This is a genomic window from Asanoa hainanensis, assembly GCF_900188485.1.
GTDB lineage: Bacteria > Actinomycetota > Actinomycetes > Mycobacteriales > Micromonosporaceae > Asanoa > Asanoa hainanensis.
In genome coordinates, this window is sequence record NZ_FZPH01000010.1 from 22,335 (window position 1) to 35,339 (window position 13,005).

Genomic DNA, 13,005 nt, shown 5'->3' on the forward strand with positions numbered 1-13,005 from the left:
GCAGAAGAGCTTTGCTCCAGGTTTCGTGGGTCGCTTCGGGATCAGATCTGGCGGCTTTCCGTTCTACGGCGGACCAGCGACCGTGGGCAGTCGGCAATACTGGCGCACCGTGACAATCCTTCGCATTGGATGATGTGGTGTTGTGGGCAACGGCGAACCTTGATTTATGACGACCACGCCGGAGCCGCAACGCCAGCGGCGCATCGCGCTGTTCTCCGTCAGTTCAGGCATCGTGGGACTCATCGCTGGCGCCCTCCTCGGCGCCGTCGCTGACAACCTCGCTGACGGGTCATTCGGAATCGCAACGACGTCTTCGGTGGCGGCAGCTTTGGCCATCGGTGTCTTCGCCACGGTGATGCAGCTGCTGGTTCGCGCGTTCGAGGAGCACGCGAGCGCCGTCGAGCGCAACGTCGACCGACACGGCGGCGCGGTCGAGCGGGCTGTCGAGCAACACAGCCAAGCGATCGACACGGCCACGAGCAGGTTGCGGGACGGTCTGGCCGACCTGCGCTACCAGATCGGGCAGACGGTGCATTACCAGACCATCAGCGGCATGACGTTCGCGTCGACGTTGCAGGATCCGGTCACCCAGGTCTGCCTCGCCGCCACCAGTGAGATTCTTGTGCTCGACCTGCTCGACGAGTCCGGCGACCACCCGGCATCCGCGATCGATGACCCGTTGCTCGCGGGCTTCCTCGACGAACTGATCAAGAGGGTCGAGTCGGATCCGGACCTCGCGTACTCCCGCATCGTCCAGGTTGGTCGGTCGGCGGCGCTGTCGACGGCGAGCCGCTCGTACGAGAAGCACTTCGCGACCATGGTGAAGCTGCACGACGCCGGACGAACCGACGTCACCCTCAAGACCGCGGAGTCGCGCTATCCCTTCAAGTTCATCCTCGTTGACCGAAAACACCTGATGCTGCAACTCAACGCGGTCGACCGCGAGAACGAACGACACCTCAAAGCCTGGTGCGAGTTCCTCTTCACGCGTGCCCACCCAGAGCTGATCAAGGGCTTCCTCCGCATGTGGCAGGACGTCGACGGGGCATCCGAAACCCGCGCCGTCACCGCCAAACGGCTGGAAGGTGGGTAGCGCAGCTCGGCTCGGACCTCCGAGGAAACGCGGCGATCCGCGAGGCTATTCGTTGACGGGCTGGATTGCCTGTGCGGCGATGCTTTTCGAAGCGCGAGGCCGGGTTACGTCGTGGCAGAGGTATCGCCAGGTCGCCGTGCTGGTCCGGTGGCGGGTCGGGTAGGTCGATGCCCGCCACGATGAGGAGTTCTGCTGCCTCCACTCGGAAGGCGCACGGGAATCGGCCTAGACAGCCAGCGATCGCGCACCGGTTTGGGTCGTTCGGGTTGCGGCCGTGGGCCAGGTAGCTGCGGTTCCATGCTTCGACCCGGGCCGGGTCCGGTGGGTTGCCGAAGAACATCGCGAACACCTCTCCTGCGGGTGCCGCGGCAGACAGCGGCCCGGAGCTCTCGTCACGGACCGCTGCCGCCGCAGGCCGGTGCCCGGATCCCGGTGCGGGCTGGGCGGGCCCGCGACGACGCTGGGGCGTACCCGGGAATGGGCATGGCCATCTGGGAGCGCCGGGGCGGGTCGGTGACGGGGCTCCGAACCCGCCCCGGCTCGGAACGGGCGGGTGCCCGAACCGGGGGTGAAGGAGCCCGTTCGCAAGGGCCAACTCGGAAGCGAACACCTTCGGTGATACATGCTGCCAGGGCAACTCTGGCACGTCTACCTTGCCTCGCAACTTTGGTTAGTCGTCTTGTGGTTGCAAGATTGCAACAGGGGTGATCTACTGGACAGGCCAACTCGGAAGTGAGCCGATGTCCCCTTACAAGCCGGACTACCGACGCGTCGCCGACGACCTCCGTGAGCAGATCAAGGACGGTCGGCTGGCGCCGGGTGCCAAGCTGCCGACCAAGCGCGAGATGTGCGCGCAATACGGGGTGAGCAGCCAGACCATCGAGTCCGCCATGCTGGTCCTCAAGACCGAGGGTCTGCTCGACGGTCGCCAGGGCAAGGGCGTCTACGTCGCCCGTCCGGAGAGCGAAGGGTGACCGTCGACCTCATCTCGGTCGACGACGTCGAAGCGGCGGCCCGGGCGATCGCCGGCTCGGTGGTGCGCACCACCGTCTTGCCGGCGGCCTGGGCCCCCGGCCTGCACCTCAAGCCCGAAAGCCTCCAGCCCGTCGGTTCCTTCAAGCTCCGCGGAGCCACCAACGCGATCTCGCGCCTGACCCCCGAGGAGCGCGGCCGCGGCGTCGTCACGCACTCGTCGGGCAACCATGGGCAGGCATTGGCGTACGCCGCGAAGGTCTTCGCCGCTCCCTGTGTGGTCGTCATTCCCGAGACGGCGCCCGAGATCAAGATCGCGGCGGTACGCGACATCGGCGCGGAAGTCGTCATGGTGCCGCCGAGCCAGCGGGTCGTTATGGCCCAGAAGCTGGCCGACGAGCGCGGTCTGACGCTGATCCCGCCGTACGACCACCGCGACATCATCGCCGGTCAGGGCACTGTCGGTCTGGAGATCCTCGAGGACTGCCCGGACGTCGACGTGGTGTTGGTGCCCGTCGGTGGCGGTGGGCTCGCGTCCGGAGTGGCGACGGCGATCAAGGCGCGCCGCCCCTCGGCGAAGGTGTTCGGCGTCGAGCCGGACCTGGCGGGTGACGCGCACGAGTCTCTGCTCCGCGGCACGATGGTCACCTGGGACGTCGCCGACCTGATCAGGACCAGTGCCGACGGCCTGCGGGTGCCGCTGAGCGAGCTGACCTTCGAGCACCTGCACGCCCGGCTGGACGGCATCGTCACCGTGACCGAAGCGCAGATCATCGCGGCCACGTCGCTGTTGGTGCGGCGGTCGCGGCTCGTGGTCGAGCCGAGTGGGGCGGTGTCGACGGCGGCGTTCTTGTTTCGGCGCGATCAGTTGCCGCCGGGCAAGACGGTCGCGGTCATCTCCGGCGGCAACGTGGACCCGGCGGTCCTCGCCGCCGCAGCCGCCGCCTGAATATCCTCGGTCCCGGTTGGGTACTGACGCTCCATCCACAAACGGAGGAGTGCCGGCATGTCCTACCCGACCAGTCCCGCCCGGCCGCGTAGCTCGGCCGCTCGAATCTGCACCATCATCGCGTTCGTCTTCGCCGTGCTCGCGGTGCTCATCTCACCCGCGATCTTCGGCCTGCTCGGCCTGATTCTCGGCGTCGTCGGCGCGGTGCTCGGTGACAAGCCGCTCGGCTGGTACGCCGCCGGGGCCAGCGTCGCCGGCGCGGTGCTCGGCATCGTCATCAACGCCGCGCTGATGAACTGACCCCTGACAGCGAGGTCGGCCGCGGCCGACCTCGCTGTCAGTCGGCCAACCCGACGCGGTCCAGGATCCATGCCGCGATGAACGCCTCGTCCTTCCAGGCGTCGTAGCGGCCGCTGGGACCACCGTGGCCCGCGCCCATCTCGGTCTTCAGCAGGTAGTGCCCGCGCGGTGCGGTCGCCCGCAGCCGGGCCACCCACTTGGTCGGCTCGTGGTAGAGCACCCGGGTGTCGTTGAGGCTGCTGGCCGCCAAGATCGCGGGATAGTCCACATCAGACACGTTCTCGTACGGCGAGTAGGACTTCATGTAGGCGTAGACCTCGGGGTCGGCGAGCGGGTTGCCCCACTCCTCCCACTCCATCACGGTCAGCGGCAGCGACGGGTCCAGAATGGACGTCAACGGGTCCACAAAGGGCACCTCGGCGACGATCCCGGTGAACGCCTGCGGTGCGAGGTTGGCCACCGCGCCCATCAGCAGGCCGCCGGCCGAGCCGCCCCGCGCGACCAGCCGGTCCGCCGAGGTCCAGCCGGCCTTCGTCAGGTGCTGGGCGCAGGCCACGAAGTCGGTGAAGGTGTTCTTCTTGGCCAGCAGCTTGCCGTCCTCGTACCAGTGACGGCCCAGCTCCCCGCCCCCGCGCACGTGTGCGACCGCGAAGACCATGCCCCGGTCGAGCAGCGACAGCCGGGGCACGGAGAACCATGGGTCCATCGAGGCCTCGTACGAGCCGTAGCCATATAGGACGCACGGCGCCGAGCCGTCGCGTGGCGTGCCCTTGCGGTGGATCAGCGAGATCGGCACGCGGGTGCCGTCGTCGGCCAGCGCCCACTCGCGGTGCTGCTCGTAGTCGGCCGGGTCGAACTCGCGCCCGTCCGGGCCCGGCTTGACCGGCTTGCGCTTGCGCAGCACCAGGTCGCCGGTGGCCAGGTCGTAGTCGTACACGGACTCCGGCGTCGTCAGCGACGTGTAGCGCAGCCGTACAGCCGCGGTCTGGTATTCGGGGTTGGCATCGATGTTGACGCTGTAGATCGGTTCCGGGAAGCGCATGTCGTAGCCCTCGGTCTCGCCGAGCGGCAGGATGCGCAGCCCGCTGAGGCCGTCACGGCGCAGCGAGATGACCAGGTGCTCGGCGAACGCGTCGACTGACTCCAGCCGGGTGCCGGGCTGGTGGGGAACCATCGTCACCCAACTCGTCGGGTCGTCGATCGACGTGTACGCGAGCTCGAAGTCCTCGGCGCCGTCGTTGTGCAGGATCAGGAACCGGTGTCCGTGGTGCTCGACCGAGTATTCGACGCCCTGCCGGCGGGGTGCGATCAGCGCGGGCTCGGAGGCCGGGTCGTCGGAGGCGATCACCCGTACCTCGCTGGTGATCTTGCTGCCCGCCTCGATCAGGATGTAGCGCTGCGACCGGGTCAGGTCGACGCCGACCCAGAAGCGCTCGTCGAGCTCCTCGTAGACCTTCACGTCGTCGCTGGTGGCGGTGCCGACCTGGTGGCGCCAGACGCGGTAGGGGCGCCACGCGTCGTCGACGGTGAGATAGAAGAGCGTGCCGCCGTCGTACGACCAGGCGGTGCCGTAGAAGGTGTCCGGCACCTCGTCGGGCAGCACCTCGCCGGTGCGCAGATCTTTGATCTTCAGCGTGAAGCGCTCGTCGCCGGTGAAGTCGGTCGAGTACGCGAGCCGGTTGCCGTCGGGGCTGACGTCGAACGCGCCCAGCGAGAAGAACTCGTGCCCGTCGGCGAGGGCGTTGCCGTCGAGCAGGATCTGCTCGCCCGGCAGCGGAGCGCCGTCGCCGGTCGCCGGTGGTGTGGTCTGTGCGGGGTCGGCGAGCGGCACGCGGCAGTAGATCGCGTACTGCTGTCCCTCGACGGTGCGGGTGTAGTACCAGAACGCGCCCATCCGGTACGGCACGGAGAGGTCGGTCTCCTGGGTGCGCGTGCGGATCTCGCCGAACAGCTTCTCGCGCAGCGGGGCCAGGTGCGCGGTCACCGCTTCGGTGTACGCGTTCTCCGCCTCGAGGTGCGCGAGCGTGTCGGGATCGTCCTTTTCCGCGAGCCATGCGTACTCGTCGACGATCGTGTCGCCGTGGTGGGTGCGTTCCTGCTGGACCTGCTTGGCGACAGGGGGTTTCGGCTCGTCGGTCACGTCGTCACGCTACCCGGCGCGGCGTTCGACGGCGTTGCGGGTCGTTCGAACATGTGTACGATTACGCGCATGAGCGTGCCGGGGGGCTTCGATGTGAGGAGGCGGCTGGCTTCGATTTGTGGCGAGGGCTTCGCGCGCGAGGCCGGTCCGGCCGACGACGTGATCGGTGTGCCCGCGCGGTGGGTGGCCGCGCCCGGCACGGTCGAGGCGGCGTCGGCCGTCCTGGCCCTGGCCGCTGCCGAAGATCTCGCGGTCGTCCCGCGCGGCGCGGCAACCAAGGTCGACTGGGGAGCGCCTCCTGCCCGGCTCGACCTGCTGATCGACACCGGCCGGCTGGCCGGCATCTGGCACCGCGACGCCGGCGAGCTCAGCGTCGAGGTCGGCGCCGGCACACCGGTCCGGGCGGTGCAGGCCGCGCTGGGCCAGCGTGGCCACCGGTTGGCCTGCGATCCGCGCTCGATCGGTGCGACGCTGGGCGGCATCCTGGCGGCCGACGAGGCGGGGCCGCTCCGCCACCGCTACGGCACACCGTGCGAGCAGGTGGTCGGGGTGAGCTATGTAGACGCCGAGGGCCGGCTGCACCACTCGTCCGGCTGGTCGATGCGCGGCGCCGACGGCCCGGGTCTCAACCAGCTGCTGTGCGGCTCGCAGGGAGCGCTGGCCCTGCTGGTCTCGGCGACCCTGCGCACCCAGGCGGCGCCGGCCGCCCGGGTCTGGGTGACCCGCTCGGTGTGGACCCCGTTGGAGGTGCACGACCTGGTCCGCCAGGCACTGGCCGCGGCGGTGGCGCCGTCGGCGGTCGAGGTCGACCTGCCGGCACACCGGGCGATCCTGATCCCGCGCCAACGCAGCCGCCAGGGCCCGGGCACGGTGGCCCTGCTGCTGGAGGGCTCCCGCGCCGACGTCATCGAGCGTGCCGAGCAGTTGGTCCTGGTGCTGGGCGGCGATGCCCGGGCGCTGGAGACGCCACCGCGCTGGTGGCATCGCTACCCGTTCGAGCCGGGTGAGGTCGCGCTCCGCTTGTCGGTGCCGATCAGCGACCTGCACGCGGCGATCTACGCGCTGCGCGACGCGGTCGGCGGGCCGGTCCCCGTCCGCGGGGCCGCGGGCATCGGCGTCGTCCACGCGGCGCTCCCGGCCAGCCTGGGCGGTGACCGGGTCTCCGCGATCCTCACCGCGGTCCGCGGGGTGCTGCTGTTCCGGGGCGGCACGTGTGTGGTGACCTCGGCCCCGCCGGCGGTCCGCCAGGCCATCGACATGTGGGGCCCGGTGGCGGCCCTGCCGACGCTGCGGGAGGTGAAAGAACGCTTCGACCCCCAGCGCCGCATGGCGCCAGGCCGCTACATCGGCGGCCTATGAGGCCTCCGGCCTTGAATGAGGCCGCCCCTGGCTGCGGGAGGGGATGGCGTCGGACCGCTGTGTCCCGCCGCTGCGGCCGGTGGCGGGTTGTGCCGGATCGCTGCGTCGGTGGCTTACGAGGGCTTCTTTCCGGGTGTGACGATCTCGTGGACGAGGCCGTACTCGCGGGCTTCCTCGGCGGTGAGTTGACGGCCGCGCGACAGGTCGTCCTCGATCCGGCTGCGGGGCTGGCCGGTGGCCTGGGCGATTCGCACGATGAGGTCGTCCAGGACGCGCAGGTGATGGCCAGCGGCGTGGGCGACGTCCTCGGCGGTGCCGGAAACGCCGGCGGCGCGTGGCTCGCGGAGGCGGAACCGGGTGTGCGGGAAAGCCCGCCGGTGCGGTGCCACCGCGTAGAGGCCGACCGCCGCGCCGCCGATCTCGGCCGAGGCGAGCGCGTGCACCGGCGCGTGCATGACGTCGACGGCGTCGATGACCGCGAACACCGCGTCGAGGTCGCCGTCGGGGCTGCGCAGGTGCAACTCGACCGGGTCCTGGCCCTGAGCGTCGAGCGTGAGCAGAGCGGCAGCGGTCCGGGTAGCCGCGGACCCGGTCACGCTGCCCTGCAGGATGACGATGCGCCGATCGAAGAGCTTCTCCTCGAGCCAAGGCGCCAACGGCGGGCTGTTGTCCACGGGCGGCTGCTCAGCCCACTGCGGCGTGCTCCCAGGCGGCAAATTCCACCGGCGTGGGTGGTCGTCGAGGGGCATCGTCAGTCCCTTCCGTCGTGGGCGCGACCTGGTCACCGGCCGCTCCGATGTCGACGGTCGTCGGCGCCGGTCGCTGGGACGAACCGGGCGGCCGGTGTTCAGACCGCCGCGCGGCCGCGTCGGGCCTCCCTCCGCCGACCGTATACCGGCGGGCGGCACGGAGCCGCGTCGTTCGCGCGCGGCGAACACTCGGTTGGGCCGAGTGGCGCGGTGGCGGGTGGCGCAGGTCTTCGTCGTTGGCGCGCGGCGAACACCCAGTTGGCCGAGTGGCGCGGCTTGGCTGGGTCAGGCCGGGGCGACCGGAGGGCCGAGGGGTCCTCCAGGGGCATCGTCGTCGCGGGCGCCGGTGCGGGGTGGGGTCTTGGCCGGTTCCGTCGACTCGTGTTCGACCTTGCCGCCCGGGTGGAAGATCGCGAAAAAGAGGGCTACGAACAGCGCGAGGGCCATGCCGTAGAAGACGACTCGGCTTGCTTCCGCGTAGTCGCGTTGGATGGCGGCGAACGCCGCTTCGCGGATCGACGGCGGGAGCGACTCCGCGGCGGTGCTGGCACCCGTCGTGTTCATCAGGGAGTTGGCCGCGGTGGAAGCCTCGGCGTTGGACAGGCCCAGGCCGGACAGCGACGTCGTGATCTTGTCTCGGCCCACCTGCAGGAGCACCGTGCCCAGGATGGCCAGGCTCAGGCTCGAGCCGTAGTTCCGGAGGGTCTGAGTGATGCCGGTGACCTCGCCGTACGAGGCGTTGATCGCGCGGTTGACCGCGTCCGTGCTCGCTGGGCCCAGGAAGAAGCCGATGCCGGCGCCGGAGAGGATGATCCAGTACCACTGGCTGCCTTCGGACAGGGTGGTCAGGCTGCGGGCCCAGAACGCGAAGCCGATCGTGCCGAGTATGCAGCCCACGATCATCGGGCGGCGGGCACCGCCCTGGTCGAGCATGCGGCCACCGATCTGGGCCGCGACGACGAAGCCGCCGAAGAAGATGAGCAGGTACAGGCCCGCGCCGCTGGCGGACTGGCCCAGGGAGATCTGCGAATACACGCTGGCGAAGAAGAACAGCGGCACGAAGGACATCAGGCCGAAGAACAGGACCGCGTTGTCGATCGTGAACGCGCGGTCGCGGAAGATCCGTACCTTGATCAGCGGGGTCTCGGTGCGGAGCTCGACCAGCACGAAGATCACCAGGATCACGAAGCCGGCGACGATGCACAGCCAGGTGCGCCAGCTGTCCCAGCCCCACGAGCTCGCCTGCTGCAGGCCGAGCACGCTGAGCGCCATGCCCGCGACGATCAGCCCGGCTCCGCGCCAGTCGAGCTTTTCGCGGCGGTGGGCCGGGTTCACCCGGGCGTACCAGGTCAGGACAACTGCGATGATCGCCACGGGTACGTTCACCCAGAAGATCGCCCGCCAGGTGTAGTTGGTGAGCCAGCCGCCCAGGATCGGGCCGATCGCGGTCAGCCCGCCGCTGATGCCGAAGAAGATCGCCAGGGCACGGCCGCGCTGCTGCAGCGGGAACGCGGCGACCACGATGGCCAGCGCGGCCGGGAACAGCAACGCGGCGCCGAAGCCCTGGATGACGCGGAAGATGATCAGCCACGCCTCGGCGCCGGCGCCGGTCGGGGTCGCGCCGCACAGGGCCGACGCCACCGCGAAGATGGTGACACCGATCAGGACCATCCGCCGGTGGCCGAGGATGTCGGCGAGCCGGCCGCCGAAGGCGAAGAAGGCCGACAGCGACAGCAGATAGCCGTTGATCACCCACTGGATCGCGGACGCCGAGATGCCGAGCTCGCCGGAGATGTCCGGCACCGCGATCGACACGATGGTCTGGTCGATGAACGTCATCGCGACCGCGAACACCATCGCCGCGAGCGCGATGTACTTGTTCGACCCGGGCTCAGCGGTGGGCGTTGTCATCAAATACACGCTAAACGGACATGGCCCTCAGTGGCTCGTATTCGGTGGCGTGGCGGCCACGCACTGCAAACCCTCGGACGAGGTCACCGAGGTGTCGAAACCTGCATCGACGAAACGCGCTGCCGCGCGCGCCGCGATCTCGTCGGACCGGCCGGGTGTGGGTCCGCGTCCCCAGCAGGCATACATCGTGCCGCCCGGCACCAGCAGCCGGCGCAGCAGGTCGAGCTCCTCCCGCGCGGGCGTGGTCCAGAACAGGTTCACGTTGATAGAGAAGATCTTGTCGAAGCCGCCCAACTCGCCGACGCCGGCCAGGGTGAAGGGTGCCTGCAGCACGGTGAGCCGCCCGGCCGCGACACAGTCGGCGTTGCGGGCCAGCGTCTTCTTCACCGCAGTCAGCGAGCGGTCGATCGCGGTCATCGACCCGGTGAGCAGGCGCGCACAGACCAGCGCGGCCGCCGTACCGCCGCCACAGCCGATCTCCATGATCCGCTCGGCCGGCCCAGGATCGACCCGGTCGACCGACCACCGGATCCGATCCACGAGCAACCTCCTGAGGGCCAAGTCCTTCCGATCATCGCAGCCCGAGCCGAACCCCACGGCCGCCAACCGACCTCCGGCAACCTTGATCACCATCCGAAACGACCGCGATCAAGGCCGGGCGGCCGGAGCCTGACGCCGCGCGGGCCGGCGCCGCGGGTGGCTGCCGCGGGTTTGTAGCGGTCGCGGCCTGGCCACAGCGACACGCGTCAACCTGGCGCAGCCGCTGACGCCGTTAGCGGCCAGCGCGTGTCCGGGCCGAGGAAAGCGCCACGAGGCGTGCGTGTGTCCCGGGGGGTGCCCCACGCGGCGCTTCGGCCAGGCCGGCGAAGAGCTCGCGAGAGCGCATCCGCTGCTCCGGGTCCGGTCGCTGCTCGCCGACCTGACCAGGCTCGGCCCGGTCCACCGCGAGGCCGGAGCACGTCACGCAGCCACAGCCGCGCGCGCCACGGCCGAGGCCGCCGCCGCTGTGTCCGGGTTGGGGTGCGTCGCGGCGCTTGGGCGCGTCCTGGTTGCGGTGCGTCGCGGCGCGCGCCGGGCCGATGGGCGACCTCCTAGCTACCGAGCCGGTTAGTTCGGGAGGGCGTCGTTGCGGAGGACCAGGATCGCGATGTCGTCCCGGGGCGTGTCGGCGGAGAAGCCGATCACCGTGGTTTTGAGGCGTGCCGCGACCACGTCGGCCGAATACCCGGCCAACGGCGCCGCGGCGTCGCGTAGGCGTTCCGGGCCGAACAGGTCTCGGCCGCGGCGCCGTTCGGTGACGCCGTCCGTGTAGAAGACCAGGGCGTCGCCCGGTCGTAGGGTCAGCTCGGCCACCGGGGTCGCGACCTCGTCGAGGAGGCCGAGCGCCGTGCCGCCCGTACCCACGAAGGCAGCTCGGCCGTCCGCGCGGACCGCGACCGGGCGGTCGTGGCCCGCCAGGTGCAGCGACACCGCGAGGGCGCCGTCGCCCGACGCGGCAGGGCCGACCGCGGCCAGCGCCAGCGTGCAGTAGCGTCCGCCGCCGCGTTCGACCAGCGTCTCGTTGAGGCGGGCCAGCGCCTCGGGCAGCGGCCGGGCGTCGTGCACCAGCACCCGGATCACGTCGCGGACCAGGCCGGTGACCGCCGCGGCCGGCACGCCCTTGCCGGACACGTCGCCGACCACCACCAGCCAGCGGTCGTCGGTGAGGGGCACCACGTCGTAGAAGTCGCCGCCGACCTCGGCCGCGTCGCCCGTTGGCACGTACTCGGCCGCGAAGCCGATGCCCTTGACCACCGGCAGGACCGGAGGGAGCAGCGACTGTTGGAGGGTGTGGGCGACCTTCCGGCGCTCCTCGTGGATCCGGGCGTTCTCGATCGCGAGGCCGGCCCGGCGGGCCACGTCTTCGATCACCGCGATCTCGTCCGGATCGTGCCGGTGGCGCTGGTGCCGGCCGACGGCCAGGGTGCCGAGCCGCTGCCCGCGGGCCACCAGCGGCACCGCGAAGCCCTCCATCGGCGGGCCGAGCGGCACCTGGGCCTCGGTCCGGGACGACTCGCGCAGCCGCGACAGCATCGACTCCGGGCCGGATTCCTCCAGCACCGCGTGCAGGCGGGGGAGCATCGACTCGTCGGCGTGGCTGGCCGCGGCGAGGTGCAGCCGGCCCCACTCGTCGGTGGTGTGCACCGCGCACCACTGGCCGAGCCGGGGCACCACGAGCTGAGGGATAAGAGCCATCGTCAGCTGTACGTCGAGCGACTGGGCCAGCAGTTCGCTCGCCTCGGCGAGGAACGTGAGCCAGCTCTGGCGCCGCAGGTCGGCGCGGCGCAGTCGGTCGTTCTCCACGTACAGCGAGAGCCGTTCGGCCACCAGCGCGGCGAGCGGCTGGGCGTAGCTGGACGGCGCGGCGTCGAGCTCGAGCTCGCCGCTGTAGGGGCGGTTGACCGCCAGCGGCATTCGCAGCAGCTCGTCGTCCGGCCTCGGCGGGCGGCCGTAGCGGGCCAGCACCTTGGAGCCCGCGCCGTCGCCGCGGTCGAGCCGGACCACGCCGCCGGCCGCGCCGACCATCTCCGCGACGCGGGACAGCAGGTCGTTGGCAAAATCGGGGAGCGGATCGTCCGCGTACGGGTCGGGGGCGGTCTGGCTGAGCTGGGCCATCTCGGTCGCGGTGGGGGTCGGGCCGGGAGTGGGCGCGGCCGCGACGGGCACACTGCCGAGGGTGGCGCCGGTCGCCAACTGCCGGGGTACGACGGCGTGTGGCGAAGCCGACCCGTCGGGCCGGTCGAGCCGGAACCAGACGCCCTTGCGCGCCCCTTCGTGAATGGTGCCCCACCGGGAGGCGAAATGGTCGACAAGCAACAATCCCCGCCCCCTTTCCGAAATTTCGGAAATGTCGGAGGCGTCCGGCCGCGGGTGGGCCAGCACCGTCTCGATCGGGCCGCCGGCGAAATCCGTCACGGTGACCGTCAGGCCGACCGTGTCGGCCGACACTTCGATATCGAGGTCGGTGCCCGCGTGCACGACCGCGTTGGTAGACAGCTCAGTGGTCAGCAGCAATGCCTCGTTGCTGAGATCGTCGAGCCCGGCCTCGGCCAGCACGGCACGCACCAGGGCCCGGGCGGCCGCCGGTGTGCGCCGGTCGGCGGGCAGCCGCACATGACGGACGTGCTCGACCTGGCTCGCGACGCCCTCCGCTGACACGCTTAGCATCCTGCCCCGAAGCGGCGGAATGTTCCAAGCCGCCCGGTCTGACAGCGGTAATCCGGAGGCGTGGCCTCGCGCCCGGCATGCGGCAAAGGCCATGATGGGAAGGCTGCCGGCGGCATCCCCCCGCCGACATCTCCTACGCAGACCGAGCGACCTCCCCACGCAGACCGAGCGAGGAACCATGACCACGGCGAAACCGAACCCCGCCGGGGACCAGTCCGCCGCCGCCGAAGAGCCCAAGGCCGAGGCCCGGCCGCCGCAGCAACTTGCGGCTGACGGGCGCCAAGGGCGCCAGCCAGCCGCCGCGCGCCACCGGGTTGGTGCTGGT

The 13,005-nt window shown here is 70.7% G+C and carries 10 protein-coding genes; 5 read left to right on the top strand and 5 right to left on the bottom strand.

The window, feature by feature from the left end; genetic code table 11:
• Positions 1–166 precede the first annotated feature (166 nt).
• The 4 genes from CHC05_RS23280 (at position 167) to CHC05_RS23295 (ending at position 3,314) form a co-directional block, all read left to right on the top strand.
• A complete protein-coding gene (locus tag CHC05_RS23280) occupies positions 167–1,093 on the top strand; it encodes a hypothetical protein (protein WP_089252334.1) in 927 nt (308 codons plus the stop codon).
• A gap of 740 nt (positions 1,094–1,833) precedes the next feature.
• Positions 1,834–2,067 (top strand): winged helix-turn-helix domain-containing protein, encoded by a 234-nt coding sequence (locus tag CHC05_RS23285; RefSeq protein ID WP_089252336.1) that lies wholly within the window; start codon positions 1,834–1,836, stop codon positions 2,065–2,067.
• Positions 2,064–3,014: a threonine ammonia-lyase gene (locus CHC05_RS23290; RefSeq protein WP_245871175.1), complete on the top strand. Its 951-nt coding sequence runs from the start codon at positions 2,064–2,066 to the stop codon at positions 3,012–3,014. The genes CHC05_RS23285 and CHC05_RS23290 overlap by 4 nt, the downstream gene beginning before the upstream one ends.
• Positions 3,015–3,071: 57 nt before the next feature.
• Positions 3,072–3,314, top strand: a complete 243-nt coding sequence (locus CHC05_RS23295) for a hypothetical protein (protein ID WP_089252338.1) — start codon at positions 3,072–3,074, stop codon at positions 3,312–3,314.
• Between the two features lie 37 nt (positions 3,315–3,351).
• On the opposite strand, the gene CHC05_RS23300 is transcribed toward CHC05_RS23295, so the two are convergent.
• A complete protein-coding gene (locus tag CHC05_RS23300; RefSeq protein ID WP_089252340.1) occupies positions 3,352–5,454 on the bottom strand; it encodes a S9 family peptidase in 2,103 nt (700 codons plus the stop codon).
• Between the two features lie 69 nt (positions 5,455–5,523).
• On the opposite strand from CHC05_RS23300, the gene CHC05_RS23305 reads away from it, so the two are divergent.
• Positions 5,524–6,813 (top strand): FAD-binding oxidoreductase, encoded by a 1,290-nt coding sequence (locus tag CHC05_RS23305; RefSeq protein WP_245871176.1) that lies wholly within the window; start codon positions 5,524–5,526, stop codon positions 6,811–6,813.
• A gap of 113 nt (positions 6,814–6,926) precedes the next feature.
• Here CHC05_RS23305 and CHC05_RS23310 read toward each other — a convergent pair whose 3' ends face one another.
• The 4 genes from CHC05_RS23310 to CHC05_RS23325 all read right to left on the bottom strand — a co-directional run bounded on the left by CHC05_RS23310 (position 6,927) and on the right by CHC05_RS23325 (position 12,671).
• Positions 6,927–7,487 (bottom strand): ATP-dependent Clp protease proteolytic subunit, encoded by a 561-nt coding sequence (locus CHC05_RS23310; RefSeq protein ID WP_245871177.1) that lies wholly within the window; start codon positions 7,485–7,487, stop codon positions 6,927–6,929.
• A 360-nt stretch (positions 7,488–7,847) separates the two neighbouring features.
• On the bottom strand, positions 7,848–9,473 hold the full coding sequence (locus CHC05_RS23315) for an MFS transporter (RefSeq protein ID WP_089252344.1): 1,626 nt from the start codon (positions 9,471–9,473) through the stop codon (positions 7,848–7,850).
• Positions 9,474–9,500: 27 nt separating this feature from the next.
• Entirely contained in the window at positions 9,501–10,013 is a 513-nt protein-coding gene (locus tag CHC05_RS23320; RefSeq protein ID WP_179266333.1) for an SAM-dependent methyltransferase, read from the bottom strand.
• A 567-nt stretch (positions 10,014–10,580) separates the two neighbouring features.
• Positions 10,581–12,671: a SpoIIE family protein phosphatase gene (locus tag CHC05_RS23325; RefSeq protein ID WP_089252348.1), complete on the bottom strand. Its 2,091-nt coding sequence runs from the start codon at positions 12,669–12,671 to the stop codon at positions 10,581–10,583.
• Between the last annotated feature and the right edge of the window lie 334 nt (positions 12,672–13,005).